This is a genomic window from Paenibacillus agaridevorans, from assembly GCF_018604145.1.
In the GTDB taxonomy this organism is placed as follows: domain Bacteria; phylum Bacillota; class Bacilli; order Paenibacillales; family Paenibacillaceae; genus Pristimantibacillus; species Pristimantibacillus agaridevorans.
Genome location: NZ_CP075889.1, coordinates 6042397 through 6069066, shown reverse-complemented (window position 1 = coordinate 6069066; position 26670 = coordinate 6042397). Strand labels below are relative to the sequence as shown.

Annotated in this window: 19 protein-coding genes and 2 pseudogenes; 11 read left to right on the top strand and 10 right to left on the bottom strand. The window is 44.7% G+C overall.

Annotated elements, in window-relative coordinates; genetic code table 11:
* Positions 1 to 73 precede the first annotated feature (73 nt).
* From KJW29_RS24260 to KJW29_RS24250, 3 genes are all read left to right on the top strand, one after another.
* Complete coding sequence (locus KJW29_RS24260) at positions 74 to 640, top strand: hypothetical protein (RefSeq protein WP_214626578.1); 567 nt, start codon at positions 74 to 76, stop codon at positions 638 to 640.
* Positions 641 to 1177: 537 nt separating this feature from the next.
* Entirely contained in the window at positions 1178 to 3391 is a 2214-nt protein-coding gene (locus KJW29_RS24255; RefSeq protein WP_214626577.1) for an S-layer homology domain-containing protein, read from the top strand.
* Between the two features lie 1613 nt (positions 3392 to 5004).
* The gene (locus tag KJW29_RS24250) at positions 5005 to 6375 is read left to right on the top strand and encodes a PAS domain S-box protein (RefSeq protein ID WP_214626576.1); all 1371 of its coding nucleotides are present in this window, start codon (positions 5005 to 5007) and stop codon (positions 6373 to 6375) included.
* A gap of 436 nt (positions 6376 to 6811) precedes the next feature.
* Here KJW29_RS24250 and KJW29_RS24245 read toward each other — a convergent pair whose 3' ends face one another.
* Both KJW29_RS24245 and KJW29_RS24240 read right to left on the bottom strand, forming a co-directional pair.
* The gene (locus KJW29_RS24245; protein ID WP_214626575.1) at positions 6812 to 7720 is read right to left on the bottom strand and encodes an ABC transporter ATP-binding protein; all 909 of its coding nucleotides are present in this window, start codon (positions 7718 to 7720) and stop codon (positions 6812 to 6814) included.
* A gap of 1 nt (position 7721) precedes the next feature.
* Positions 7722 to 8408, bottom strand: coding sequence for an ABC transporter permease (locus KJW29_RS24240; RefSeq protein WP_214626574.1), 687 nt, complete (start codon positions 8406 to 8408; stop codon positions 7722 to 7724).
* Between the two features lie 197 nt (positions 8409 to 8605).
* On the opposite strand from KJW29_RS24240, the gene KJW29_RS24235 reads away from it, so the two are divergent.
* On the top strand, positions 8606 to 9331 hold the full coding sequence (locus tag KJW29_RS24235) for a response regulator transcription factor (RefSeq protein WP_214631296.1): 726 nt from the start codon (positions 8606 to 8608) through the stop codon (positions 9329 to 9331).
* On the top strand, positions 9328 to 11064 hold the full coding sequence (locus tag KJW29_RS24230) for a HAMP domain-containing sensor histidine kinase (protein WP_214626573.1): 1737 nt from the start codon (positions 9328 to 9330) through the stop codon (positions 11062 to 11064). The genes KJW29_RS24235 and KJW29_RS24230 overlap by 4 nt, the downstream gene beginning before the upstream one ends.
* 98 nt (positions 11065 to 11162) lie before the next feature.
* Here the strand turns inward: KJW29_RS24230 and KJW29_RS24225 are convergent, their stop codons facing one another.
* Together KJW29_RS24225 and KJW29_RS24220 are read right to left on the bottom strand one after the other, a co-directional pair.
* Positions 11163 to 12530, bottom strand: a complete 1368-nt coding sequence (locus KJW29_RS24225) for an ATP-binding protein (protein WP_214626572.1) — start codon at positions 12528 to 12530, stop codon at positions 11163 to 11165.
* 1 nt (position 12531) lies between these two features.
* Positions 12532 to 13245 carry a response regulator transcription factor gene (locus KJW29_RS24220; protein ID WP_214626571.1) on the bottom strand — a complete coding sequence of 238 codons (714 nt, stop codon included), beginning with the start codon at positions 13243 to 13245 and terminating at the stop codon, positions 12532 to 12534.
* Between the two features lie 168 nt (positions 13246 to 13413).
* On the opposite strand from KJW29_RS24220, the gene KJW29_RS24215 reads away from it, so the two are divergent.
* From KJW29_RS24215 to KJW29_RS24195, 5 genes and pseudogenes are all read left to right on the top strand, one after another.
* Positions 13414 to 14280 carry a carbohydrate ABC transporter permease gene (locus tag KJW29_RS24215; RefSeq protein ID WP_214626570.1) on the top strand — a complete coding sequence of 289 codons (867 nt, stop codon included), beginning with the start codon at positions 13414 to 13416 and terminating at the stop codon, positions 14278 to 14280.
* 57 nt (positions 14281 to 14337) lie between these two features.
* Positions 14338 to 15177, top strand: coding sequence for a carbohydrate ABC transporter permease (locus tag KJW29_RS24210; protein ID WP_214631295.1), 840 nt, complete (start codon positions 14338 to 14340; stop codon positions 15175 to 15177).
* 37 nt (positions 15178 to 15214) lie between these two features.
* Entirely contained in the window at positions 15215 to 16372 is a 1158-nt protein-coding gene (locus KJW29_RS24205) for an efflux RND transporter periplasmic adaptor subunit (RefSeq protein ID WP_214626569.1), read from the top strand.
* A gap of 16 nt (positions 16373 to 16388) precedes the next feature.
* A complete protein-coding gene (locus KJW29_RS24200; RefSeq protein ID WP_214626568.1) occupies positions 16389 to 17660 on the top strand; it encodes an ABC transporter substrate-binding protein in 1272 nt (423 codons plus the stop codon).
* A gap of 261 nt (positions 17661 to 17921) precedes the next feature.
* Positions 17922 to 18371, top strand: a pseudogene (locus KJW29_RS24195) (GNAT family N-acetyltransferase); the annotation flags it as partial.
* Positions 18372 to 18624: 253 nt separating this feature from the next.
* Here KJW29_RS24195 and KJW29_RS24190 read toward each other — a convergent pair.
* From KJW29_RS24190 to KJW29_RS24180, 3 genes are read right to left on the bottom strand one after another with little or no spacing between them, the layout of a single operon-like run.
* Positions 18625 to 19734 carry a Ger(x)C family spore germination protein gene (locus KJW29_RS24190; protein ID WP_214626566.1) on the bottom strand — a complete coding sequence of 370 codons (1110 nt, stop codon included), beginning with the start codon at positions 19732 to 19734 and terminating at the stop codon, positions 18625 to 18627.
* A complete protein-coding gene (locus tag KJW29_RS24185) occupies positions 19731 to 20804 on the bottom strand; it encodes a GerAB/ArcD/ProY family transporter (protein ID WP_214626565.1) in 1074 nt (357 codons plus the stop codon). Before KJW29_RS24185 ends, KJW29_RS24190 begins: the two co-directional genes overlap by 4 nt.
* Complete coding sequence (locus tag KJW29_RS24180; RefSeq protein WP_214626564.1) at positions 20797 to 22140, bottom strand: spore germination protein; 1344 nt, start codon at positions 22138 to 22140, stop codon at positions 20797 to 20799. The genes KJW29_RS24185 and KJW29_RS24180 overlap by 8 nt, the downstream gene beginning before the upstream one ends.
* Positions 22141 to 22358: 218 nt before the next feature.
* On the opposite strand from KJW29_RS24180, the pseudogene KJW29_RS36250 reads away from it, so the two are divergent.
* A pseudogene (locus KJW29_RS36250) lies at positions 22359 to 22574 on the top strand (transposase); the annotation flags it as partial.
* 629 nt (positions 22575 to 23203) lie between these two features.
* Here KJW29_RS36250 and KJW29_RS24170 read toward each other — a convergent pair.
* The 3 genes from KJW29_RS24170 to KJW29_RS24160 all read right to left on the bottom strand — a co-directional run bounded on the left by KJW29_RS24170 (position 23204) and on the right by KJW29_RS24160 (position 26541).
* Positions 23204 to 24142, bottom strand: a complete 939-nt coding sequence (locus tag KJW29_RS24170) for a WG repeat-containing protein (RefSeq protein WP_214626563.1) — start codon at positions 24140 to 24142, stop codon at positions 23204 to 23206.
* Positions 24143 to 24530: 388 nt separating this feature from the next.
* Positions 24531 to 24680 carry a hypothetical protein gene (locus KJW29_RS24165; protein ID WP_214626562.1) on the bottom strand — a complete coding sequence of 50 codons (150 nt, stop codon included), beginning with the start codon at positions 24678 to 24680 and terminating at the stop codon, positions 24531 to 24533.
* 574 nt (positions 24681 to 25254) lie between these two features.
* Positions 25255 to 26541 carry an IS110 family RNA-guided transposase gene (locus tag KJW29_RS24160; RefSeq protein WP_214626561.1) on the bottom strand — a complete coding sequence of 429 codons (1287 nt, stop codon included), beginning with the start codon at positions 26539 to 26541 and terminating at the stop codon, positions 25255 to 25257.
* Between the last annotated feature and the right edge of the window lie 129 nt (positions 26542 to 26670).

Here is a 26670-nt window from a genome sequence, read left to right as displayed (position 1 = left end):
TTCATAACCCAAGCGGTGTTCGATGAAAAGAGAGCGGAGTTTTTGATTTGGATTTAACGATACGGAGGGTAATATGAAACTAGACTTAATGAAGCTATTCGATGGATATGTTCGTAACTACCATACATTTAACCTAACTATACATCATGGCAAACATTCATTCACAATGACGGAGATTGAGTATTTTTCTAGACTTGGATCCATGTTAGGGTATCATCCTTTTACGGAAGACACCTACAATGGAAAGAATCGCCCAATGGATCTGACATGGTGGAATAATTTTGATGGGGAATACTGGAATGACCTAGTCTTACATCTTGAGCGTGAAAATCTATTTAATAAAGATGAGGAGACCCTTGATAAGCTTTTTTGTAACAGAGAGGTCATTCCTATGAATGCTATTGGGATTATGAATGTTCGAAATTTCGAGCGAATAGTCGAGCTTGTTGACAAAGCTAAAGCAACCTGCATGATTGAGAATGCCCTATTAGTGTTCAAAACTACATCAACTGGCAAAAGCCAGATTTATTTCGACGAGGTTTATGCATATTTATTTAAGCATTCAGAACTAATAGATACTGAACGGGCAACTGTTTCTGATATAGATGGAACATTGTATATGAGGCTGAGTGTTAAATAACTGCAGGAAAAAATAACGAGGGGCTTATTCGTCCCTTGCTGCTGTACACTTATTACTTAATTAGGCCAGTGTGCGAGATGCAACTCTCTCAGTATCAATCAAACACTACTTAGTTGATGTTGTCGAAATCATATGCTTTTACAAAAATAGGGTGACGATAGAAGAGTTGATGATCTTGATATTGTTGCGATAAGCAGATGCACAATACATTGAGCAAATGTGACTGACGAGACACTCAAAAACTTGTTTAAGAAATTCTAAATTTAGCTACTTGAGTTTGCGATTGAGTTATGCTACCAGATAAACATGAGTCTAAGTTCCAGCTTAAATTCATTACATAGAACAATACATGGAATAGTCCATTAGTCTAGACAAAGATAGTTTGGTAGTATAAACTACATCTAGCTAATAGTTCCTTAGACACGGGTATTGTTTTTTAAAGGGAAATGGGGGGCGAAATACGATTAACTAGGTTTAAATGGACATAATCACTGTTTTTATTATGAAATAATATATAAGAGTCGAGGAGTGAGTGATATGAAATTTAAAAAAGCTTTTTTAATAGTACTGTTAGTATGCATGCTATTTAGCTCTGTAGCGGTTGTTCATGCAGATGAAATTGAGAATAAGGATTCTATTATTTTTACAGATGTTACTGAAAATTACGAATGGGCAATGGAAGAAATTAAATATTTTAGCAAGTTGGGTATTGTAGAGGGTACAGGTAATGGAAAGTTTCAGCCCGACAAAATGGTTACTAGAGAACAGTTCGCCAAAATGCTAGTATTAACCTTTCAGGCACCATTAATTCAACCAGAGGATTCAACATTTAGTGATGTACCTAAAACGAGATGGTCATCACCCTATATAGAAGTGAGTAAAGATTTTCTAACTGGTTATTCGAATCCATTTGGAGGAAAACCTACTTTTCGTCCAGAGGAAGCTGCAACGAGAGAAGATATGGCAGTTGCACTAGTAATGATGATGGGATTAACTGAAAAGGATCTACAGGATCGGAATTATGTATTTAGTAAATTTGTAGATGCTGAGGATATTTCGCCAGGGTTAGTTGAACTGGTAGGAGTGGCAGCAGAGCGAGGGCTTATACAGGGATTTACTGATGGTACATTTGGCCCACAAAGACCTATAACGCGTGCGCAAAGTGTGGTTTTACTAAATCGTGCTACAAAGAGTGCTGTAGGGTCAATGAATACGGAAATAGAAATCTCGACTGAAATTATTGAAGGTAGTAATGCTGGTGATATAACACTTTCAATTGTAGCAGAGGAAGGTACAAAGGTTACTGTTGATGGCAAGGCAGTTATGATGAGCTGGATAGATGAAGGCTATATTGGTGGTATGGTGTTACATTCATTTGAAGAAGAAGGTACAAAAACATTTAAAATTGAAGCTGTCAAAGGTGCAAAGAAAAAAGTCCTTGAAGAAGTCGTTGAATATAAAATAGGAGCCCCTGTGCTAAACATAACACAGGCTCCAGCTAATTCAGAACTTAATACAGCAACAATACGTGGTAAGGTAAAAGATAAGAATGATGACTATCCTGTTGTCACAATTAACGGGGAAACTGTAAACGTAGACTGGGATGGCAACTTCTCGAAAACAGTTAATTTGGTTGAGGGTGAAAACAAATTCACCATTGTCGCAACTAACGAATCAGGCAAATCAAAAACAGTAGAGAGAACAATAACATTTGGTGTTGGGGTACCTGTTCTAACGATAACACAGGCTCCAACTAATTCAGGACTTAGTACAGCAACGATACGTGGCACGGTAAAAGATAAGAATGATAATTATCCCGTTGTCACAATTAACGGAGAAACAGTAAACGTAGACTGGGATGGTAACTTCTCGAAAACAGTTAATTTGGTTGAAGGTGAAAACAAATTCACCATTGTGGCAACTAATAAATTGGGTAAAGTGTCAACAGCAGAGCGAACAATAACATTTGGTGTTGGGGTACCTGTTCTAACGATAACACAGGCTCCAGCAAGTTCAGAACTTAGTACAGCAACAATACGTGGCACGGTAAAAGATAAAAATGATACCTATCCCGTTGTCACAATTAACGGAGAAACAGTAAACGTAGACTGGGATGGTAACTTCTCGAATACAGTTAATTTAGTTGAAGGTGAAAACAAATTCACCATTGTGGCAACTAATAAATTGGGTAAAGTTTCAACAGCAGAGCGAACAATAACATTTGGTGTTGGGGTACCTGTTCTAACGATAACACAGGCTCCAGCAAGTTCAGAACTTAGTACAGCAACAATACGTGGCACGGTAAAAGATAAAAATGATACCTATCCCGTTGTCACAATTAACGGAGAAACAGTAAACGTAGACTGGGATGGTAACTTCTCGAAAACAGTTAATTTAGTTGAAGGTGAAAACAAATTCACCATTGTGGCAACTAATAAATTGGGTAAAGTTTCAACAGCAGAGCGAACAATAACATTTGGTGTTGGGGTACCTGTTCTAACGATAACACAGGCTCCAGCAAGTTCAGAACTTAGTACAGCAACAATACGTGGCACGGTAAAAGATAAAAATGATACCTATCCCTTTGTCACAATTAACGGAGAAACAGTAAACGTAGACTGGGATGGTAACTTCTCGAAAACAGTTAATTTAGTTGAAGGTGAAAACAAATTCACCATTGTGGCAACTAATAAATTGGGTAAATCAACGACGATAGAGAAAACTATTCAGTTAAATGCATCCCTCAAATAATAAATACAAACAGTCCAAAAAATTCAATTCAGGGTAATTTTAAAAGTAGTGGTAGTCCTAAGGGAGCAGCGGCAAGTGCTGCCATACAGTATGGTCGAGACCGCAAAGGTCAATGGTCTTAATCTTTATTAATATCTTGTTTATCTCTTTAAACAGTTACCGGCAGTAGCCTTTCATCAGCATCCGGAATGGTTAGATGATTACCTTCCTTGGAGTCCAGAAATTCGAGATAGATGCAAATAGAGCAAAGCCTCTGGTCCAATACCTGAGCTTTGCTCTTTTTTTATTTCAATACACGTTCTTATTTGACGCTTACGGTACATCAGTATGAGAGTCGTTTCTGTTCAAACCGAGGAGGGGATACGTATGAAAACAAAGCTCTTTGTGTCAGCTGTGCTTGAGACGTTGTGGGCTATGGTTGTCAGCTCAACTGCAGGAGCTGTCCTGTCCCTGTGAGCCAATTACGTATAGTGGTAAACGAAACCAAGCTCATGCGTTCACACGCATGGGCATTTTTTGTCGTAGTTGCAGTTATGTAATAAATACAACTATTTCGATGGAATTACTTGAAAATACTATAAAAGGAAGTTGTTATACAACTACAATTTTTGTAGGGAGGTCATCCGTATGAACAACCAGTCACTTGTAGGGCTTATCATATCAGATGAAGTTTCGGAACAATTAACAATTGCTTAGCCTTGCTCGGCTTCATATTACCGGTTGTTAGAACACAGCCGTTAGGAGACAACGCTAGCTCGCCGTGTCGAGATTGGGAAAGAATTTGAAGTTATCCGTGACGAACGTGACTCACTAATCGCTGAAATGCGTCAAAGCCAACAATTTTGCAAAGTATCTTGAGGGTAGCATATAGTACTATGACGAATTGCCTGAATGGATGAAGTTAGTGCTAGACGATCGTTTTCAAGAGCATGCCAAGCACATCGGCAAGATTTCTAAGATTGAAGCCCTTCGTTTAAAGCAAATAATGCTACAGGGCAAACTGCAGGAGGAACTCCCTTAACACCTGTATCAACTCTTGCTTAGTTATGAGGAGACAATCAATCATCGGGATACGCTTGAGAAATTGAACTTATTTCTTAACGGCATAAAGGACGGAGCAGTTTTTGTGCGTACAACAACGCGCATTTACCTTCCTTGGCTATGCCTTATGGAAGGTAAACAAAGAAAAAACGCGTGATGAGAGCCACACCCATGGCGAAATGGTTAAGGGGTTCATCCACGCTCGTTGCCAGGTTCGCGTAAGTAACCACAAGGGTTCAAAGCGAAACTACCTTGAATTTGACACAGAGGTGCGGCGTTTTGCAAGCCTTATCTCCAATCACTGGCCTAAGAGTCTTTTAATGACGCCACGGCTTGTTTATTTAAGGGAATTATAAAAAATACTTTTTTTGTAATTATCTACATAAGTCCTGAAAGTAACAAATGAAATTCAGAGAGTATAATAAGAAGGGGAAAAACGTTTAATGTAGAATATCATTTCATCATAACGAAATTCTTATTAATTTATATCAAATAAGGAGAATGAAGAGCCTATGGAAAATTTTCCGGAAGATTCCCTGCAGTTCTCGTGTGAAGAGATAGGAGAAACTCTCATGAAACAGCAAGGCATGACATTTAAATTCAAAAAAGTAAACGGTCGGTATATTCATACATTTATTGCAGGGAAATTGTTAACTAAAATAGGCTTAACACCGAGGATCGTTATCGGAAGGGAACTAAGGGACTTTATTTCCGCTGAATTAGCAATATATAAAGAAACATTTTATAGGGATGCATGGGAAGGGAATGAAGATATTATATATGAGGGCGAATTGAATGGAGTATATTATATGGCATCACTACAACCAATTAGGCAATTCGGCAAAGTGATCGAAGTAATCGCTTCCTGTGTCGATATTACCGAACGAAAGAGATCCGAAGAAGAACTAAGAGCAACGAAAGAATTGTTAGAGTCTGTTATTAAGAATTCCGTAGACAGCGTATGTATTACAGATATAGAGGGTAAAGTTATTCGAGTTAACGACGCATTCGAAAAAATATACGGTTGGTCTGAGAAAGAACTCGTCGGTAAGAAACTGCCTAATATTCCTGAAAATTTGTATGATAGCCTTGTAGAAATTTGCAAACCAGTACTTACTGGAACAAAAGCTATAAGCTTTGAAACGATGCGCAAACGAAAAGACGGTGAATTGATACATGTCTTCTTAACTTTATCACCGATAAAAGATGCGAGGAACGCAGTTGTTGCTTTGACAGGTATCGCCCGGGATATAACTGAAAGAAAGAAATCGGAAGAATTTTTTCGGAAAGCAGATAAATTGAATGTTGTTGGCCAGTTAGCTGCTGGACTTGCACATGAGATCCGTAATCCATTAGCTTCGCTGCGTGGGTTTTTACAACTATTCCTATCTGGTCACGAAGGAAAATCAGAATATTTCGATATAATGATTTCCGAGATAGATCGCATCAATAGTATTGTAAGTGAGCTCTTAATTATTTCGAAACCACATGCAACAAGCTTTCAGGAAAATAATATAGGGATAATTCTGAGAAGCGTTGTAACATTACTGGAGGCTCAGGCTACTCTGAATAATATCCAATTCCATGTTGAAATAAAGGACAATTTTCCTTTGGTAGAGAGTTCCGAAATTGAGATTAAGCAAGTATTCGTAAATATATTAAAAAATGCGATTGAGGCGATGCCGAATGGCGGAATTATACGTATCAAAGCCATTGTCCAAACAGATAACCTCCTCATTCGTTTCATTGATGAAGGTTCAGGGATTAATGAGAGCATTATTACCCGCTTAGGCGAACCTTTTTTTACCACTAAAGATAACGGAACTGGATTAGGCTTGATGATGTGTTATAAGATCATTAACGAACATAAAGGGCGAATGCATATTAACAGTGTTATTAATAAAGGTACGACAATTGATGTAATACTACCCACCCCTGGATGATCTACATCTAAGGTGGACCAAATTTTAATTTGGACACATTAACTTCTAATTACGACTAGAGGCTATCCCGTAAGTTGCATCACCACGCAACTGCAACGGGCAGTCTCTTTTTTCGTTGAATTTACGTCAACGTTTTCTAGGCAATAAACGATATTTCAGTTGTTAGTCCTTGTCATGCTAGAATCATGAAATGCGCTAAGTCGGTTTTATTGAAAAATAAGTTTTAGACTGACCCCAGTATTACCAATGGCGGCAGCCTTGAACTGACTACCGCTGATTTGTTGAACAGATTTGTACACCATCAAGGGAGTGGCACGGGCTGCTGCATATTAGTAAAAATCAAACGCCGAAGCATACAAAAGGGAACCTAAAAGTTCACCTTAATTGAGTATTATGATAACGGAACAAATGCCCGGGAACGATCTCCCTTCTGCATTCATCCATGCATAAAAATTTCCTCTAAGGAAGGCCGATTGACCTGAACCTCGAATATATCGACTCCATGGGAGCATAATAATCGGACCATAGCGGCGATATCGGAATCATCCGCGACTTCCACCGCAATATAGCGCCGATCCCATCCTGTAACCTTGCAAAAAGACTCGATCTCGTTGATTGCTGATCGATAGGACGACTCGCTTTTGGGACAAAGCCGGATCGTCACCTCGACCTTCGCCTGAAACTGCTGTTGAAGTTGCTCGACCGTTCCGAGGCCGGATATGACTCCATCCTTCATCATGGCAATGCGGGTACAAAGCTTCTCTACCTCGGACAAGTTATGGGAAGTCATAAAGATCGTTTTCTTTTGCGCTGATAACGAAACGAGTAAATGCCGGATTTCGATGGCCGACTCCGGATCCATGCCGGACGTAGGCTCGTCGAGAAAGATCAGACTGGGATTTCCGATAATCGCTTGGGCTACTCCCAGTTTTTTCTTCATTCCGAATGAGTATTTTTTGGTTTTGACGTAAGCGGCATTCTTCAATCCGACTTGCTCCAGCACATCCATGCATTGCTGTCGGGTTACTTTCCGTTTCTGCAAACCGGTGAAATATTGCAGATGCTCCAAAGCTGAATCGTTCGAATAAAATTCGGTATAATCCGGTAACACTCCCACTTCGCACTTCACTTTGTCCAACTGCTTGCCAGATGCACCTAGGATATGAAACTCCCCTCCGGACGGTTTGACAATCCCTGTCAGCATATTGATAAACGTTGTTTTTCCCGCGCCGTTTCTGCCCAGAAATCCGAAGATTTCCCCCTCGTTCACCTGCAGGCTGATTCCTTTCACCACTTCGTGCTGCCGATAGGATTTTTTTAAGTTTTTCGTAAGAATGACCTGCATTTTATAAATCCCTCCTGTTCAGGTTGATTATCGCGATCCCGATCATCCCTGCCGCGAATAGAACGACGACCGCCCAACCCCACTTCCCGCCTTCGATCATGTAATGATATGGGGTAACATATTTTATAGCCTTCAGCCACAGCTTTTCGGAGAACAGACTCCAAATGCCAAGCACAGGAATGGCCAGACCGACCAGCAATCCGGCGAACATCGATAAGGAACGCTTCGGAATCAGGCACGACATCATAATGCACAAGGACACCATATACAGCAGCATGACGAACAAGCTTCCGAAGGTTTTTCCGTAAAATTGATGGGAAAAGACAGCGATGATCCCGAAAGACAGCAGCAGACAGACAATCCAGTACGATAATATGCCGAGTAGCTTCCCGAGCACAATCGACATTCTGGACGTTTTGGTTACTAAAAACCGAATCGTACGACTTTCTGTTTCCCTGTTGATCGTATCGTGAAAGATGGAGAATATAAATAAAAAACCCATCATGTAGATTAGAAAAACAAGCCCGCCCACGTAACCGGCTTCGGCAAGCTCGATTCCGATCATGGAACTGCTTTTGGATACGAAATCCGACAAGTAATACGATACGGCTATAAAAATGGAAATCGTGATCAACGAGAAAATGCTGCGAAACGACTGAATAAATTCTTTTTTCCAAACAGATAGCAAGGGTAGTTCCTCCTTGGGGCAATATAGGTTGAATGATTTGTCGTGATATGCTACCTGAGTATAAACCCTTTGCCTAACGGACCGCGAAACAGAAGATAACGAGTAGATAAATTTTTCTTGGAAGGCTGTTTAAGAATCGGGAGCAGACGTTTTTCGTGATACACTAGCTACGAGGAGGGACGAAAAAAACGATGCGAATGGAAGAAACGATAATATTACTGATAGATGATGAGCCTTCTATTGTGCAAATGCTGCGAATGGTGCTGCAAAAAGAAGGCTTTCGGCATATAGACAGTGCGGGAACGGCACAGCAGGCACTGGAACTGTGTAAGCAAAAAAAATACGATATTATCCTGCTGGATGTCATGCTCCCGGATCGAAACGGGTTCGAATTATGTCCATTCCTTAGGGAAACGACGGATGCCCCGATCTTGTTCATTACGGCAAAAGGATCGGATCTCGAGAAACTGACGGGGTTCGCAATGGGAGGAGATGACTACATCACGAAGCCGTTCAACCCGCTTGAGGTTGTCGCCCGAATGAAAGCGCAGATGCGCCGTACGAAACCGTATCAGTACGACAACGGAAGGCCTTCCGTCATCCCAAATCCCGTCTATCACTTCGGGCGGTTTCAGGTAGACGAGCGAGCCGGAGAATTGCTGGTGGAAGGAAAGCCGGTTGCGTGCCCGGCTCAAGTATATCAACTGCTATTGTATTTCTGTAAACATCCAAATCAAATTTTCACCAAAAATCAGCTGTACGAGGCCGTGTGGGGGGAAGAAAGCATGGGCGACGACAATACGGTTACCGTTCATATTGGACGCATTCGTGAGCGGATCGAGAAAGACCCGAAAAACCCAGAATATTTGTTGACTGTTCGCGGACTTGGATACAAGCTGATTTACAAGGAGAGGGAAGCATGAATCGCATCGCTCGCCGTCTCACTTATACGTTTATTGCCCAAATCGCGTTTATCATGGCGGTGCTGATTGTCGGCACGGCCGTATTTCTGGTCTACGTCGGGATGCAAATGGAAGGCGAGACGGCAGCCCGGTATGCGACCAGCGAGAGCCGGAGCGAACTTCGGTATTCTTTTTCAATCGATAACTCAAAAGTCCGGCTTGCTCCCCAATGGCTCAGCGGGATGGAGGAACGGGGAGAATGGATTCAAGTACTGGATTCGGGCGGCGGCGTATTGGCTTCCTCCGCAACCCCTCCGGATGTGCCTGATCGGTATGCTCCGGGGGAGCTGGTATCTTTCTGGCAAAAGGACTTGGCCTTTCCATATGATGTAACGATAAGCAGAGAGGAAAAGAACGGGCAATCCTATGTAGTCGTTGTCGGTAAAAAAAACGCCGCCAAAGCGCTGTTTCAGTTGCTAAGGGGCGAGTGGGACGGAGAAAAACTATTGGCCAAAGGGGAACAATTATTACGTCAGCAATCAGGCGGACTGCAAATTTATAATGCAGAAGGACGGCTTACACGCACCTATGGGGAAGGGAAAGCCGCTAAGCCCACAATGTCGCTTGAGGATCTGCTCGGGAACAAGGCGGACGCCCGCAGGGGCAGAGGTCGGGAATTTATCCATTATGATCCTTCCGCGAAGCAGACATGGATTGTGCAGGCAGATGTCGGCTCCGCCATAGACGACGTCAAGGCGGCATATCCTATGGGAAGACTCATTTCCTTATACGGTGCGGGTATTCTGTTGTTCGTCCTGCTGGCTGCGATTTGGTATGCTGGGCGTTTAGGCCGGCCGTTTCGATATATAATTGTCTTCATTCAGAAACTGGCTGCAGGCGACTATACCGAGCTCCACGATGCGAAAGGCAGAAGCTACATAATGGACCGTCGCGGCAAGCTGAAGCGATCTTTTCGTGTGTTTCGGGAGGTTGTCGATTCGTTAAACGGATTAATGAAGCAACTGCGGCAAAACGAACATCTGAGAGCGCAGTCGGAAAGGACACGGGAAGAATGGATCGTTGGCATATCTCATGATTTGAAAACACCTTTATCTTCAATTAAAGGCTACGCTCATTTGTTTGAATCGGCACATTATCCATGGTCGGAGGAAGAGCTGCGGATGATCGGCAAGACGTTGCGCGAGAAGTCGGGGTTTATTTCCGAATTAATCGATGATTTAAATTTGACCTATCGATTGAAAAATGATGCCCTGCCTCTGGAGCGCAAACGGCTGGAGGTGAACGAGGTCGTCCGCAGAACCGTCGTCCATTTCATCAACGATCCGCAGAACGAGGCGTATGAAATTACGTTCCGCCCGTCTCACAGACCGATACTATTCTCACTTGATCCCAAGTGGTTCACTCGCATCATCGATAATATGATTTCGAACGCGCTAAAGCATAATCCTCCCGATATCCGTATTGATATTACTGTAGGCGAAGAAGCAGACCACTGGTTCTCCATAGCCATTAAGGATAATGGAATAGGGATGGATCAGGCTACGCTCGACAATTTGTTCGACAGGTATTTCAGGGGCACGAATTCGGAAGAAAAAACGATCGGTTCCGGATTAGGCATGAGCATTGCCAAACAGTTGACATTGGCGCATGGAGGGGAGATTACCGTTAGCAGCACGCAGGAAATCGGTACGGAAATCGTGCTGCGGTTTAATACCGGCCTTCGTTTTCAGTAACGATAATGGGGCCGGTACAATGGTATCTCCCAATGATCGTCCAAGGACCACCTTTACTATTTTCTCAAGAAAGTAAAAGATCAACTTCGGGATATAACTTATCTCGATCTTGGAATACGTAAAATAAATGCTGCTCCACCGCTTGGAAGATTGGCGGCTGTGATTTGTCCGCGGCATCGCTCGACAATCGCGCGGGATATAGCCAAGCCTAAACCGGTTTCTCCGCCCTTTCCCTTTGTGAATCGCTGAAATAAAAAGGGGAGGAGCTGTTTAGGAATTCCTTCTCCATCGTCGGTAATCTCGATATCGATTGTATGATCGCCAGCGGCGGCATTGATGCTGATGGTTTTTTTGGCATAGCGTGTTGCATTACCAGTAATATTGATTAACGCCTGTAATATCTTTTCGCGGTCAGCCACAATATATATATTTTTTTCGCTGACTTTACAGTTTGACTCAATTGTCAATCCCTTTTTGAAGGCAAGCGGATTAATTCGTTCAATCACTTCGTTAATCAAGTTCTGTATTGGAACTTTATCCATATTAAAGATTACGTCCTCGCTTTCCAACTTGGCGAGCAATATCATCTCCGTCACGATTTTCTTTAGTCTTTCACATTCGTTCACGATGACGTCCAAGCCTTTGTCTGCTCGTTCTCCCGTAAAGATACCGTCTTTAATCCCCTCGGCATAACCTTGTATCGACATCAACGGCGTTTTCAACTCATGGGAAGCGTTCTGAAAAAACTGCTTTTGGCTGAGTTGATACTTATCAAGTTCGCCCGCGAGTTGATAGACGCTGCTCGCGACTTCCCCGATTTCGCCGCCCGACCGGATCAGCCGAACTTCGTTGAAATTCCGGTTTTCTACCTTCTTCAGTTCCTTCCTTAATTCCGTGAGCGGTTTTACGATTCGTCTTGTGATCACCATGCTTAGCAGGAAAGCCATGATTCCGCCTATGGACAAGATGATCATCATGCGCTGAAACAAGGCTAGCTGCATCGATTTGACTTCGCTTAACGGAGTTGCCATTACGGCTGTAATAGCGCTCATTGGTTGTCCGCTTTGAGGAGGGAGCGTAAACTTTTCTACGATATATTTTCCGTCTTTCCCTTGCGAGATGCCCGTCTGGGGATTAACCTGCTTGGCGATATCCAGAAGTTCCTTCGCTTTTTCCTCGGTCAACGTGCTGAAGAAAACTTTATCACCGGGGGCGGCCAAAACGGCTTGTGTCGTCGGAGCCAGTGGAATTGCTTTTTGTAATTGCGCTGGCTCTGTTTTCTTAGCTGGTATCAGGGGAGTTGCCAACGTCGACGTCATCAACCTGCTGGCTTGTTCGCGAAGATCCTTCCGCTGGTTTTCGACCAAGGTGTCGAGCAGCAAAGGATAGATGAGGGTAGCCGTAACCGCCAAAATGAAAATAAGCAAGAGTCCAAAAGACAGATGGAGACGATAGATCAGTTTCATGTTATTCCGCCTTTCCTTCCGTCCGTAGCCGGTAACCGTGTCCCCACACCGTTTCGACCGGGAGTTCCTTTATTTTTCTGCGAAGTCGCTTGACCAGATCGTCAATCGCCCTGTCGCTTCCGAAATAGTCGTCTCCCCAAATCAAAGTAAGTAGATCATTACGGGAAAAGGCCCGATTGGGATGTTCGACAAGCGTTTGCAACAACTGATATTCTTTAAGCGTCATTACGATTTCCTCATCATGCCAAAATACGCGCCTTTCCTCTAAGAGGAGCCGGAGCTCGCCGATTTCCAACTGCGTACGGGGGGAGGCGGCAGCGATCGGGAGATCTTTCGTTTGTTTGATCGAACTGAAGCGATGGAACAGACGATTGACGCGCGCGACCAATTCGCGGGGACTGAACGGCTTGGTCAAGTAATCGTCGCTCCCCAATTCCAAGCCGAGTATTTTATCGACTTCCTCATCCCGCGCGGAGATCATAATAATCGGGACTTCCGCCCCCTTGCGAATGTGGCGGCAAAACTCAAAGCCGTTCATTCCCGGAAGCATAATATCAAGGATCCACATGTCCGGCGGATCGCTTTTCCACAATTCCCACGCGTCTTCGATCGACGGAAACGAAATCGTTCGATATCCTTCTTTTTGCATATAGGCTTCCACGATTTCGCGAATTTGTATATCGTCGTCCACTATGGCGATTTGGTATGCGTTCATTCGATGCCTCCCATACGATTGATCCTCATCATTGTAACAAAATTATCATACTCGTGACCGGGTTCCATACTTTTTCCACACTTTCTCCGAAGTTTTGCCGGAAGTTGACTGTACACTAAATGTTGTGATTCCACGCAATCGTGTTAAGCAGCTAGGAGGAAAAAATCTATGAAAATTCAGCGTTTGGCGCGCAGGGAGTTTCTCGTTGCGTTAGGATTTCTCATTCCAAGCCTGGCCGGATTCGCCGTTTTTTATCTCATCCCGTTCGCCCAGAGCGTGTTGACCTCGTTTCAAGATCGGCTTGGGCCAGGCAGCTTTACGTTATCCAACTACCGGGAACTGTTCCTTAGTTCTTCGTTCCAGAAAGCCGCGACCAACACTTTCTTGTTTACGGCGATCAGCGTACCGTTGCTGTTGGTGTTATCGCTTGGTTTGGCGCTGCTCTTGAACCAGAGAGTTTTTTTCCGGGATTGGCTGCGTACGGCCTACGTATTGCCGCTTGTCGTGCCGGTGGCTTCAATCGTGCTGGTATGGCAAATCCTGTTCGACTGGAACGGGGCGCTGAATGCCGTGTTACAGCATTTCGGTTCGAGCCGTATCGACTGGATGAAATCGGATTGGGCCGGGCTCGTTATCGTTCTGATCTATGTATGGAAAAACATCGGATACAACGTCGTCCTGTTCCTGGCCGGCTTGCAGAACATTCCGGATCAATATTATGAAATCGCCGATTTGGAAGGGGCAGGGCGTATGCGCAAGCTGAGCATCACCTTGACGTATTTGACCCCTACCACGTTTCTGGTTGTATTGATGTCCATATTGAACTCCTTCAAAGTATTCCGCGAGACCTATCTGGTTGCCGGCGCTTATCCGCATGATCGGATTTACATGATGCAGCATTACATGAACAATATGTTCCTATCGCTTGATATTCAAAAGCTGTCAGCAGCGGCGGTATTGATGGCGGCCAGTATTCTAGTGCTCGTAGCGGTGCTGTTCCGCACGGAGCGAGCGTTTCGTTCCTATATGGAGTAGGCAACCCGCTTTGGGAAGCATTTCGGGAGGTAGATTGAAGTGAAAAAAGCCATTGGCATGCCTTTGTTTCGGACGATCCTGTTGCTCGCGGTCGCGGCATGTATGTTGGTTCCCGTTATTCTGACGTTCGATAATGCATTTATGACCGAACGAGAAATACAAGCGAACTACGGCATGCTCGGAAAAACCGACACAAGCGTCTTAGTCAATATGAAAATGATTCCCGATTGGGTCTCTTTCGAACAATTCAAAAAAGTATTGGTCTCGACATCGACGTTTTTACGTATGTTCTGGAACTCCGTATTCATGGTGCTTCCTATTATTGTCGGACAAGTCATAGTAGCGACGTTGGCTGCCTTTGCCTTTGGGAAATTGCGCTTTCCTGGCCGGGAATCGCTATTCTTCCTTTATTTGATCACGATGTTGATGCCCTTTCAGGTGACCCTCGTGCCCAATTACATCATGGCGGATCGGTTGGAGCTGTTAAATACCCCCAGTTCCATCATTCTACCCGGCATATTCGGAGCATTCGGCGTGTTCTTGTTGCGGCAATTCATGCTTCACATTCATTCGGCTTATATCGAAGCGGCGAAGATAGACGGCGCCGGATACTTGCGGATATTCGTAACGGTTGCTCTGCCTATGGTCAAACCGGGAATTGCTGCGCTTGTCGTGCTCTTGTTCGCCGACTACTGGAATATGGTTGAGCAGCCGCTCATCTTCTTGCAGGATGCGGGGTTGCAGCCGCTGTCCGTATTTCTGTCTCGCTTGCAGGAAGATGCTCTTGGCGTCTCGTTTGCGGCATCCGTTGTATATATGATGCCTATGGTGCTCTTGTTCTTATGCGCCGAACGGTACTTTATCGAAGGTATCCAACTTTCAGGCGTGAAGGGTTGATGATTCAGATTTTACAGAATGGAAGGAGATCATGGAGATGGTAATCCGTCGACAACGACTGGCTAGCATTCTTTTCGTATTGTTTTTTATCGTATTGGCCGGATTGACGTTATTCAGCAATACCCTTCAATCCGCTATGCTGCCCAAAGTGGCAACGGAAAAACCCGTCGAAAAAACACTTTCCCATCTTATTAAAGGCAGCGGTGTTATAGCTCCAAAAGAAACAATGAATTTGGTAAGCGATAGTGGATGGCAGGTAAGCAAAGTTCATGTCAAAGAAGATGAAAAAGTAAAAAAAGGTCAGACTCTTGTTACATTCGATAGCACGGACCTGAAACAGCAGCTTATGGATGCGGAAGATCAACTGAAAAAAATGGACTTGAACCGAGAGGCGCTGAAGGAGCAATTTATCACCGCCCAGCAAGGGGGAAACGCGCAGGCGACTCGCAAGGCGGAACGTGACCTGGAAAGCGATCGACTGGATCGGAATATCGCGCAGCGAAAAATCGAAAGCATGCGCAAAGAATTGTCCGAGAAGATGAACTTGAAGGCTCCTTCTGATGGAAGGATCACAGACTTGAAGGCAAAAGAAGGACAAAACGTTCCCCAAGGACAGTCCGTATTGACGTTGGTGAAAAGCGGAAGCGGATTTCAATTCTATTTCGTCGCGGATGACGCTTCCGCCGCCTTGTTGCAAAACGGAGAGAAGGTTGCCGTCGACGTGAAAGGGGATAAAAACAAACGAGTGGATGGAACAATCGTCGAAATCAAAGATGCGCCGTCCGGAAGCGGAGGAGGTGGGGCGGCAGGGCAACCCGGCAATGAAGGCGGATCGATGAACGGCGGCGAAGAGAAGGGTTCGCAGAGCCAGAAAACGATCGTGGTCTCGGTATCGGGCGAAGGTCTTCAAGGAGGCGAGCAAGTGAGCGTTGCTTTGGAAAAGTCGGCCAAGGAACAAGGGCTGGTCATTCGCAAAGAGCTGATCAAAAAAGACGGTACGGGAAGTTACGTATTCGTCGTTCGCGAGAACAAAAGCTCGCTCGGCAATACCTATAAGGTACAGAAAGCATATGTGACGACGGGAGACGCAAACGAAGAAGTGATTATCGTCCTTGGGGGGCTCTCTCCGCAAGACGACATCATCGTAGAATCAAGTGAACCGCTGCAAGACGGCAATCGGGTTCGACTAAATTAAATTTTGGGAGATGAGGATGTTGAAGAAGAAAAGTTTATTGATCCTGATCGTTATAGTTGTATTAATGTTGACTGCGTGCTCAGGAAACAAGGAAGGTCAGGAGGGCGATTCAAAGGGGGGCAAGAAAAACGTCTCCATTGCCGTCATGAGTTCCGGCCGGTTTCTGGAAACGGCGGTTCAGAAATTCGAAGCGCTTCAACCGGATATTCATATTGAAATCAAAGAATTCCTGGCTATGCCAAAATCGGAAAACGGAATGAGTCCGCCGATCTCTCAAGCGGATATGGAAAAGTTCATTCAGACCGTAACGACGCAAGCCATCTCCGGTAAAGCAACCGACTTGATCCTGATGAACGATCTGCCCGAAGACAAATTCATTGGAAAAAATTTACTTGTCGATTTAAACGAGATGATGACAAAAGACTCCTCTTTTGATAGAGGGAAATACTACCAGAACATTCTGAAAGCGTCGCAAAGCGGGGACGGCCTATATGTCATGCCGGTTGCTTTCGCGCTAGACCTCATTCAAGGAAATACCGAATTGTTGAAAAAGGCGAATATCGAGATCGACGACAAGACCTGGACATGGGACCAAGTAAAAGAGATTTCTAAGAAGCTTAAAGAAGAAGCGGGTCCGGAATATGTTACCTTCATCAACTTGTTCTCGAATCAGTTATTGTACGATTACATCGAGAGCAATTATTCGCAGCTCGTCCAGCACGGCAAGGCCAATTTCGATTCGGACTTGTTCAGAGACATGATGCAGCAAGTCAAATCGTTGTATGACGATGGCATTCTAAAGGAAGAATTTTCGTACGATTACGACAAAGCGTTGTTGTCGCTGGGGGGATTCTCCAGTCCCGAACTGGCGAGTAATCCGAAGTCGGCGTTCTTTCAAAAACCGACCGTACACGGAGATGGACAGGGAGGTTCATTTAAAACTTACTTTAAACTCGGGATGAACAGCAAATCGAAAGTTCAGCAGGAAGCGTGGGAATTCATCAAGTTTTTGCTTTCGGACGAGATGCAGGCTTCGCCGGATCTTACAGGGATACCTTTGAATAAAAGCGTTGTCGACAAGAAATTCAAAGAGCTTGGAAGCTCCGATAATGAACAAATTGAATCCGTTCGGAAGCTGCTGGAGGAGGCCGGCAAAAAGAGCGACAGCGATTTTAAAGTCACCTCGATTGCGATGGAAGAGTTCGCGGCGTATATGAGCGGTCAGAAGTCTGCCGAAGAAGTTAGCAAGCTAATCCAAAACCGAGTGACGACGTATCTCAATGAATAGCGTCAAGGAAATGCGGTGTCGCGTAACGGAAGAAGAATTCAATGTCATGTATGCTTCTCAATACAAGCAAATTTTTTATTCCGCTTATGCGATTACCAAAGATTCGGACCTGGCCAAGGATGTCGTTCAGGAAACTTTCTAAACAACAAGGAAGTGGCCTACGAGAGCAGGCAAACCGCCTTCCGGTTGTGATGTAATTCAGAAGGGACGATCAAGAATGGCAGGGGGACTAGGGGCGAGACCTGATCCTTAACGGAGAAAGATATGCAGGAATGCCATGGATTGTTTGTTTTCGCGTTTCAACGCGAATACATCACCGAAGAATCCTTGGTGGCAGCTGCTCTGGAGATGATTTGGGGCTACTTCTCGGAAGGCGAATTGGCCCCGACCGTTATCGTCCTTCTGCATGAGGTATACATTCATGGAGTGCCTTACGATTTGGGAGTAATCGCGGACGTGGCGACAAGGCTGGAATACCACAAGAGCGTGAAGCTCCTGGTTCACAGCTTGTCCGTGATGAAGGAAGCGGGTCAAGCATTATCGTATCTGATGCCATTCGCTTATCCGTTCTACAGAATATACGGAGGAGAAATGACGCTCGAACAGCATGTTAAAGCGAAGCAAGTAACATGGGGAGAAGAATGCGATTCTCAAGTGGAAAAAGGGACAGATCGTCGTCTATCACAGCCCCGATGGCGAGCCGAGGGGTAATATAATCTTCGAAGATATCGGCAACTGGTTCACCATTCACGAGATCGTTTAACTGGATAAATAGGCGAAAAAGGGTTGTTGGAGCATATCCGCAAACTTGTAGGCATGTACGGGACGTTTTCTTTGCCTGCACTCGCGGAAGATTCGCTGCCTTTTCGGATTGAGAACCCAAAAAGATTGACAAGCGGAACGGTGGCATGCTGCCATTCCGCTTAAGACGAACTAATACATCGATTTCAGCAGTTGATCCGAATTATCGTTCATTTCGATCACGATATGTGGAGATATGCTTTTGTTTGCTTTTAAGGTAACCGGCATTGCCGATCGTCACGTTCACTTCAACCTCATGCTTAAGCTTCGGATACCAGTCCGACTTCCAATGCTCGCGCTCGGAGTCGGACATTATTCCTCTGAAATATTTGCCCGTCCCCAGCAGATCGGCGCGACTCGTGTTCAGCTTTCCGATCAAAGCCTCGCATCTCCGGCGAATTGAGCGTTCCATCATCGCCTTCAGTTCTTCGTTCGAAACGGGCCCCCCTTTATTCTCCAAAACTAGCGCTACGATTTTGATCCGGCTTGTCATCGTCGGAAAGGATTGTACCCACTTTGTACGATGTGTAATCGAGCTTTCGATTATCCTGACGGTGACTTGTTTATCGATTTCAAACGTCCCGCCCTCGTATTGACCATGAAACAAATTATATAACATCGTGTCATCCCTAGATATCGCGGCAACCATCCGATCCTCCCGCATAACGGCCGAGTCTTCGAAGGCGAATTGCCCTTTTTCCTTTCCTGTCGAAATCAGCGGGATGGCAACGTCCTCCGTACGGCTATGCCAGGCGCCGTAGGCTTCCCAGAGAGGCGTAATGGGAATATTCGGCGTCCAGCCAGCTTGTTTGTTGAAAAAGTCAAAGGACGCTGTTTCCGTACCTTTGCTTTTATCAAGTGCTTCGTTCATCAGATCGAAGTCGTCGGAGGCAATTGCAAGCAGCGCTTTCGGCGAGATTTCCCTGGAACGCAAGGACACGTCCAGCAGCTCGCCAATTCCTTTCTCGGCCAGCTTTTTGCTGATGATAAGCAATTTGATATGCAGCAGGCTGATATCTTTTTCCACGTTCGTCCTCATCAAGTCGATCGCTTTGCTGACCGTCGCGGCACTCTCTTCTACGGAAGCCAAGCCCTGGCCCCCCGGCAGCGGATAATGCAAAACGACACGATACTTGCCGCCTTCTCTGTCGTCCACTGCCATTACAATCGGTAGATAGCGATTGTTGATGTCTTTGATATCCCAGCATGCCGTAAGCAGGAACGCGCAGATCGAAAGTACAATGCAGCCCGTAAAGAGAAGCCGTCGATTCAAGCCGAACGCCTCCTTCGCCATAAGCCGACGGTTAGTATGAAGAGGGGAATTCCGACAATTGAATACATCCGCCAGGGAATTTGCCAAACCGTCAGTTGTTCGATCCAATCGTAATTGGGAATAGAATAAGCCCCCGCGAAAAAGAGAAAACCGAGAACGACGATGTACCATTCCCTACGTATTTTGCCGAATAGACTGTGAGCTATTTTGCTCAATGCCCAAAGCGTCAAGGCGCTGTGCATGGACGAAAAAACGGCAACGGAAATAATAAAAAACATCGTGATTCGATCGAAAAGGAACCATTCCAGATTCACCGTATCCAGAGCCATGACGAATGGGAAGTGAAATGTTTCTGCCGACGATTTACCGAAGATGAGGATAGGCCAGTAAACGGAAACGAGCAATAACAGCAGCAAACCGAAAAAAGCAAGATATCCGTACCTCGGATTCGGAAATAGCTTTAATTGACTCGCCCTTGCCATTCCCAGATACAAAAAAGGACTGATCGCGAACGTACTGGAATAGAAGTTGCGGTCGGTCAAAAATGACGGTTGCCGGTCGAGGATCGGAAGCGCATTGTAAAAATCGACGTTGCTTGCGGCGCTGAAAATCGAAAACAGAAGGATCGGAAGGAAAAGCGTAATGAACAGCGCGCAGGATCGAAGAATAGTATGAAGCCCGCTCGCGGCGCAAAAAACGGGAACGACGATGAACGAACACAATAGAGCCCAAAGCGGCGTTTTCGGAAGAAAAACGATGATGATCATCGCCGCGATATTGCGCGCCATCAAAATAATATCGGACAACATATAGATCATCATAGGGAGCAAAACGAGGCTCGCGATCCACTTCCCCGTCGTCTCGTTCAAAGCATCGGCCAAATTTCGCCCCGGAAAAAACGACAACCCTTTCATGTAGATCCCCAGCAGCGCCCATTCGAATACGAGCAGGAACGACAGCGGCATCCAATAAGCGTATGTGTCGACACCGATGGCCGTATCCGGAAAGGCGAAGAAAAAGACGGCCATATGAACGACGAGGAAAGAGAAGAGTAGGTAAAATTTACTCATATCGTTCTGCTTCCTTCAGCTTTATCGATAGATAGGGAATCGACATCGTCGTGATGGCGGCCATATAGCAGCCGATGAGCTGTAAGCTGCCGATCAGCCCCAAGATGCCGAAAATGGCACTTAGAACCAAGACGACGTATTTCATCAAACGAATCATAAGCATATGGGTGATTCCCGAGACGGTGAAATTGGCGATCGTGGTGGCTGCCAGCGTAATGATCAGCAAGTTGCTGACGAGCTTGGCCTGCACGACGGCTTCCCCGAGGATGATGCCCCCAACCATTGTGATTGTAGGCCCTATGCTTTTCGGAAGCCGAACGCTTGCTTCGACGATCATCTCGAGAATGAGCAGCATCAGAATGATCTCGATAACGGCCGGATATGGAACACCTTCCCTGCTTCGCGCGACCGCCAAAGCCAACTGGATGCGCAAAGCCTCGGGGTTAACGGCAACGAGCGCGACGTATAAGCCCGGGGCAACCGTGGAGACAAGCAACCCGATCATCCGAACGATGCGAATGGAGGCCATAAAGATAACGGGGAAATTAGCATCCGATTTAATGCACCAAATATCCGATACGATCGCAGGAATCACTAAAGCGAATGGAAAATTGTCCATAAAAAGGAGGATGCGTCCCTCTGTCAAATATTCGACCGTCTCAGCCGGGATTTCCGTCGATACAGACGTCGGGATGACGTTCCACCATTTATGGCCTAGTATTCTGCATAAGTCTTGGACGTTTCTAATTTCTCTTCGATGGTTATTCTTCAATCGCCCAAGCACGTTATCGACGATCTCGTTCTTTATGATTCCTCTGTAATATACGACCGCCATCTGCCGGGGATTTACCGATCCTACGCCGAAAGTATCGATAACCAGATTCGAGCTTGCGATTTTCGAGCGCAAAATGCCGATATTGGTATCAATATTCTCGGTGAACGCGTCGAAGGAAGCTTGAATCATATTTTCACTTAGCGACGTTTGAATATTACGTTCCACAGGAACTTGAGGCGGATCGAGCAGGACGTAATTCTCTGGATCGGAGACGACTAGCAATTTGCCTTTCGACAAGGCGGAAACAGCATCGCGGTAAGGGACGTTCTCCTGCCCGCCGCCATGAAGGGCGAGTTTCTCCATAACGGAATCCGCTTCCGCCATCAATGATCCGATTCGCGTTAAATATTCGTTCGTTTTCCGGAAATCCACGAGCGAGCTAAGAAAGCAGAGGCGTACCTCCGTATTGCGGATGACGTAGTTCTTTATCGTGAAGTCCGAACTGTTGCTGAATGAATCGGATAGGTTGGCAAAAAAACTCTCGAATTCTGCGCTATGCATAATCTCACCTCGGTTTTATGTTGGCACAATTTGTTATCCGCTATTCTCATTTGATAAATGAAGTTCAACAGAAGGATCTAGAGTATGGGGCTGATTGGGCCTTTCTAAGTGAGATATGGAATACTCAAATATTGAAAAGCGCGAAAGAAGACAATTCCGGCCCTACGTCTGCGGCGATGGGAAGTGGATGGCGCCCGACATCGGCAGGTTGAGGCATGATACAACGCCGTGACGCCACAGAAGTGCTCCTTGGTGTTTTTGATGGCCTGGCGGGGTTCGAGGATGCATTTAGAAGTGCTTATCCCAAAGCGGATGTCGAGCATTGTGTGGTGCACAAGATCCGCAACACCTATCCGAAGATTCGCCTATCCGATTGGACCGAGTTCTTGGAGGAGCTAAAGGAAGTACGTCGAGGAAACAACTTGGAAAAAGCTTGAGAATGCAAACGTGATGCGGCATTCATCGAGACTATTGAGGTGAAAGGAACAGTTGGGAAAGGCATCGAGGAAAGGCCAGAGAAAAAGATGTCTAGTGAAAAGAATGAGAAAAAGCCGAGCGAAAATCAGGGGTAGGATACCTGAAATTCTTCGGCTTAGTGGTAAACTTTAAGCGATCAGTGGCAGACTTTGTGGGCTATTGCAGACTTTAATGCAGGTCTACTCGAGTCTATTACTTTACTATTAAGTCTTACAGTCGTCAGCGTATCGTTCTGCTGTACCGGCACATCTGGACGAATCAGGAGTACGAGCTGGAACTTCACCGCACCGCTGCCAGCCGAGGTAAAAGAGACAGGGAAACCTGTCTTTTTTGCTTTTCTTTGTATTTCTAGTATCCGTGTCAGAAGAAAATAAAGTGCTCCGCCCGGAAACGCCATTCCATAAAACCTGGAGGAGGTGTAGTATTAAGCTATACTAGCTAATAGAAGGTGTCCAAACAAAATAAAGTATTATACTGCATTTGGTGATTTGACGTGTTCAGAGTTGATCGGGAATGCTGTTATCAATACCAGTGGCTCACTCTTTAAACATCGCTGGATAAGAAGTTCCCTTAATCCAAACTACGATTATTCTAGTCCAACTAACACAAGTCCCTCAGAAGGATAATCCATATATTGAAATTGTTTAAATGTAATGAGATCACCATTCGTGTTCAACAAACCCTGCCTACCCTTATACGTCACCCGCGCAAAACCTTTGAAGAATCTTAATGCAAAATCAAATTTTGGTTCAATCACATAATCTCCGTTTAAGTTAATATAGCCCCATCTATCTTTTTCAATAACAGGTGCTAATCCATCTGAAAATTCGTCAACATTTTTATACTTATTAGGAATAATCTCATTACCGTCAGAATCCAAAAAACCATATGTTTTCCCTCTTTGGAATAGTGCTCGATTCGAACGCATATTCCCTATATGTTTATATTTCAAAGGAACTCTAACATTTCCGTTAACATCTATACATCCTGACTTAAATGAATCATTAATTACAACCGCAATTCCATCAAAAAACATCTGCGCATTTGCCCACTGTGCTGAAATTACTACATCACCTTCTTTGTTCAAGTAACCGCATTTCCTATTTATCTCCACTAGCGATAAACCTTCTGAATATGGATCCATACGGTTATATTTTATCGGAATACATATATCTCCATTCGAATTAATAGCTCCAAACTTACCCTGACTTCTAACTACGGCAATACCATCTTTTGTAAACCTAGCAAAACCGTCAAACTGGTAGTTAATTTTTAATTCGCTTTTAGAATTAATAAAACCAGTCTTACCACCCACCTCTTTACTTACAGCAGCATACCCATAAAAGTAGTCGGTTGCATAGCCGTAATCCTCTAGCCCCGCTGTAAGGCTATTTCTTTCTAAAAATCTGAACCTTCCATTTTCGGTGAATAGTGCAAATCCTTCATTAAATCTATTAATCTCTTTAAAAATTCTATCTGTTACAAGTACACCATTCATGTCAGAAATACCAATTAATTTATCCATGTACTTTGTCCTCCACATATTCTGCAACCTACAGTTCTGGTGTCCACGATAATTCATGTGTTGTCTTCATCGAAGGAATCGTTCCTCTAATAACGTCCGCATCGATATATCACTGAACAGATGTGATTATGCGGCGATTAGTTTACCTCAATTTTACTGTTGTTTAATAGACCATAGAGTTTTGTGACTTGTCTGCTTTCTTTAAAGATGCGACGAAATTTGCGATCATACTTCAAAATATGCTTTTAAAATTTAAGGTGTGTATTACGCTACATTGCCCTTTACTTTAACGAATGACGGCAACCGATCGCTTGATTAGCTGCCGTTCATCTGTCGTATGGCTAGCGTTTCCCGTTAGCGTAACCTTGAACATACATAATATACTTTTTTACTTTTCTCTAACATGAAACACACCAATTACAGTTTCACCGTCAACGTCATACAGCGGAATATCGAGACCACCTGGTGATCTACTGTGCTGTATCGCAATGGCTTCCTCGGGTGTTTTGGGTTGCTCACCATCCAAGTCTTTTTTCATCACATATCCCTCAATGCCCTTTGTTCACACCCTAAAAGGTTCTCACTCATAACCCACCATATTTTACCACGTAACCTTAATACGCAAATACTAATGAGTTTGTTACGTTAAACTGCCCTTTAGTTTAATGTAAAATGGGGCAGCTGCTGATTCACAATTTGCTCCATGGAGTGTTGAACTAAAGTTCCCCGTCCCTCGTTTTTAAGGATTTATCTCACATATACTCACTCATTCGCAGGATTCCATCACCTTCGGTCAGATATAACTTAGGACTGAGCGTAGACAATACCGGTTGTGGCGGTCGGCTGGGCATGCGGAAATAGAGGAATCGTTAGGGAATATTCCCCAATTCATTTCTACTGCACGCATACTCCACTAATCCCTTGGGGTTCACCCTCCCATGACTCAACGGGTCATTGCCCTTACATTCCTTCGTTATACTTGTCCAAGGTGTGGAGACCGATAGCGTTTAGCGGACGGGTCTGAGCCCTTAAGGGGAACGAACTCGGTCCTCCGTGCTTTCTTTGTAGAATCCTGCGAATGAGTCAATATACGTGTTTGCCGCTAACTTAAGTTACGCTGCTTCTGCCCATGTATGGACTGTTTTTTCTGGTGTGAACTGTTCTCCCCGTTGTACAATCCCAACTAGAATGCGTGCCAGCTTTCCTATTAACTTAAATATGGATTGCTGCTTTTTCATCTTCTTTTCTTGTACATTATGTTCATGAAGATGGCGGAACACAGGGTTGTTCCATACGAGCTGAACCGTCGCCAGATAAAGATATTTTCGCAAAGCTGAGTCTCCTCGTTTCGAAAGAACAATTCGTCCTTTTCGCTTTCCTGACGTGCTTTCAGCTAAGTTTAGGCCAGCTTTCCTCAATACCTGACGTCCATGCGCATACTGTCTTAAGTCTCCTGTGCCAGCTAGTATGGCCGCTGTGAAGATTCTGCCGAGGCCCTTTATTGTGCGGAGTTGTTCCGCCATTGGAATCTCAGAGAGCAGATTCTCTATTTCTTTTTCAATTTCTTCAAGCATGCTGCTTACTCGCTCATATTCTTCAATGAGCCGTTGCAAATCTGCCTTTGCTTCTTCTACAGCCGCTCGTTCCCCGACACTGTTCTTTGCCCTGGCAATGAGTAGCGCGGCCTTCTCAGTACCTGTAGAACCTCCAGCACGCTGCATATGGACTCGCCAGGAATCGATTACGTCCGTCACGGTGTATGTCTCCAGATCTCGCGGACAAGGAAACGTTTTAAGGGTCGCCAATGATCGCTTACATGTCCAGTCTTTGAATACTGAAGGATATTCGGGAAAGCGAATGTCCAGCCAACGCACGATCCGATTCTGCAGCCGCACACTATTCGACACCCAAAATTCTCGGTCGCTCATCATCGTCCGTAATCGCTGGAACACAAGCGACTGACGCTTATATTCGTAGTAAAAGCCACGACTGACTGCGTCTGCAATGACCAGTGCATCTTTGGGATCATTTTTTGATGGACTATTATCTCGGTTTTCTTTGTTTCTCTTCGTTGTGGCCGGGTTAACCATGACTACGTGTAAACCCTTATCTAGTAGCCAGTTGGCAAGGTTAAACCAATAATGACCGGTTGGCTCCATGCCAATGATGAGCTCGTTTAATCGATGCTTTTGTTGTAGTTCTGCTAACCAGCGACTCAGTTTCGTAAACCCTTCGATACTATTGGAAAATGAAAGATGCCGTTTCGAAACAACGATACCACGGAAGTTTGTAGCTTGTGCGACATGCGTTTCTTTAGCCATGTCGATCCCGATAACGAGATGTGAAGTTGTAATTTGTTCAATCCGTTGATTTTGTGCATCTGATTGCTTAAACTTCATAGTAAGAGCGCCTCCTTGATGTGTTGTCGACAAACCCATCATACCGAGGCGCTCCCTTTTTTTCAAAGCCCATTTCTTAGGCTCAACAGGAATGTTTAGGTTAACACTCCAAAAGCAAATATGTTGGTT

What these genes read in the sequence shown, in the direction of transcription:
- KJW29_RS24260 (WP_214626578.1), top strand. Translation starts at nt 74, where the DNA reads ATGAAACTAGACTTAATGAAGCTATTCGATGGATATGTTCGTAACTAC.
- KJW29_RS24255 (WP_214626577.1), top strand. Translation starts at nt 1,178, where the DNA reads ATGAAATTTAAAAAAGCTTTTTTAATAGTACTGTTAGTATGCATGCTA.
- KJW29_RS24250 (WP_214626576.1), top strand. Translation starts at nt 5,005, where the DNA reads ATGAAACAGCAAGGCATGACATTTAAATTCAAAAAAGTAAACGGTCGG.
- KJW29_RS24245 (WP_214626575.1), bottom strand. Translation starts at nt 7,720, where the DNA reads ATGCAGGTCATTCTTACGAAAAACTTAAAAAAATCCTATCGGCAGCAC.
- KJW29_RS24235 (WP_214631296.1), top strand. Translation starts at nt 8,606, where the DNA reads ATGGAAGAAACGATAATATTACTGATAGATGATGAGCCTTCTATTGTG.
- KJW29_RS24230 (WP_214626573.1), top strand. Translation starts at nt 9,328, where the DNA reads ATGAATCGCATCGCTCGCCGTCTCACTTATACGTTTATTGCCCAAATC.
- KJW29_RS24225 (WP_214626572.1), bottom strand. Translation starts at nt 12,530, where the DNA reads ATGAAACTGATCTATCGTCTCCATCTGTCTTTTGGACTCTTGCTTATT.
- KJW29_RS24220 (WP_214626571.1), bottom strand. Translation starts at nt 13,245, where the DNA reads ATGAACGCATACCAAATCGCCATAGTGGACGACGATATACAAATTCGC.
- KJW29_RS24215 (WP_214626570.1), top strand. Translation starts at nt 13,414, where the DNA reads ATGAAAATTCAGCGTTTGGCGCGCAGGGAGTTTCTCGTTGCGTTAGGA.
- KJW29_RS24210 (WP_214631295.1), top strand. Translation starts at nt 14,338, where the DNA reads ATGCCTTTGTTTCGGACGATCCTGTTGCTCGCGGTCGCGGCATGTATG.
- KJW29_RS24205 (WP_214626569.1), top strand. Translation starts at nt 15,215, where the DNA reads ATGGTAATCCGTCGACAACGACTGGCTAGCATTCTTTTCGTATTGTTT.
- KJW29_RS24200 (WP_214626568.1), top strand. Translation starts at nt 16,389, where the DNA reads ATGTTGAAGAAGAAAAGTTTATTGATCCTGATCGTTATAGTTGTATTA.
- KJW29_RS24185 (WP_214626565.1), bottom strand. Translation starts at nt 20,804, where the DNA reads ATGAGTAAATTTTACCTACTCTTCTCTTTCCTCGTCGTTCATATGGCC.
- KJW29_RS24180 (WP_214626564.1), bottom strand. Translation starts at nt 22,140, where the DNA reads ATGCATAGCGCAGAATTCGAGAGTTTTTTTGCCAACCTATCCGATTCA.
- KJW29_RS24170 (WP_214626563.1), bottom strand. Translation starts at nt 24,142, where the DNA reads ATGGATAAATTAATTGGTATTTCTGACATGAATGGTGTACTTGTAACA.
- KJW29_RS24165 (WP_214626562.1), bottom strand. Translation starts at nt 24,680, where the DNA reads ATGAAAAAAGACTTGGATGGTGAGCAACCCAAAACACCCGAGGAAGCC.
- KJW29_RS24160 (WP_214626561.1), bottom strand. Translation starts at nt 26,541, where the DNA reads ATGAAGTTTAAGCAATCAGATGCACAAAATCAACGGATTGAACAAATT.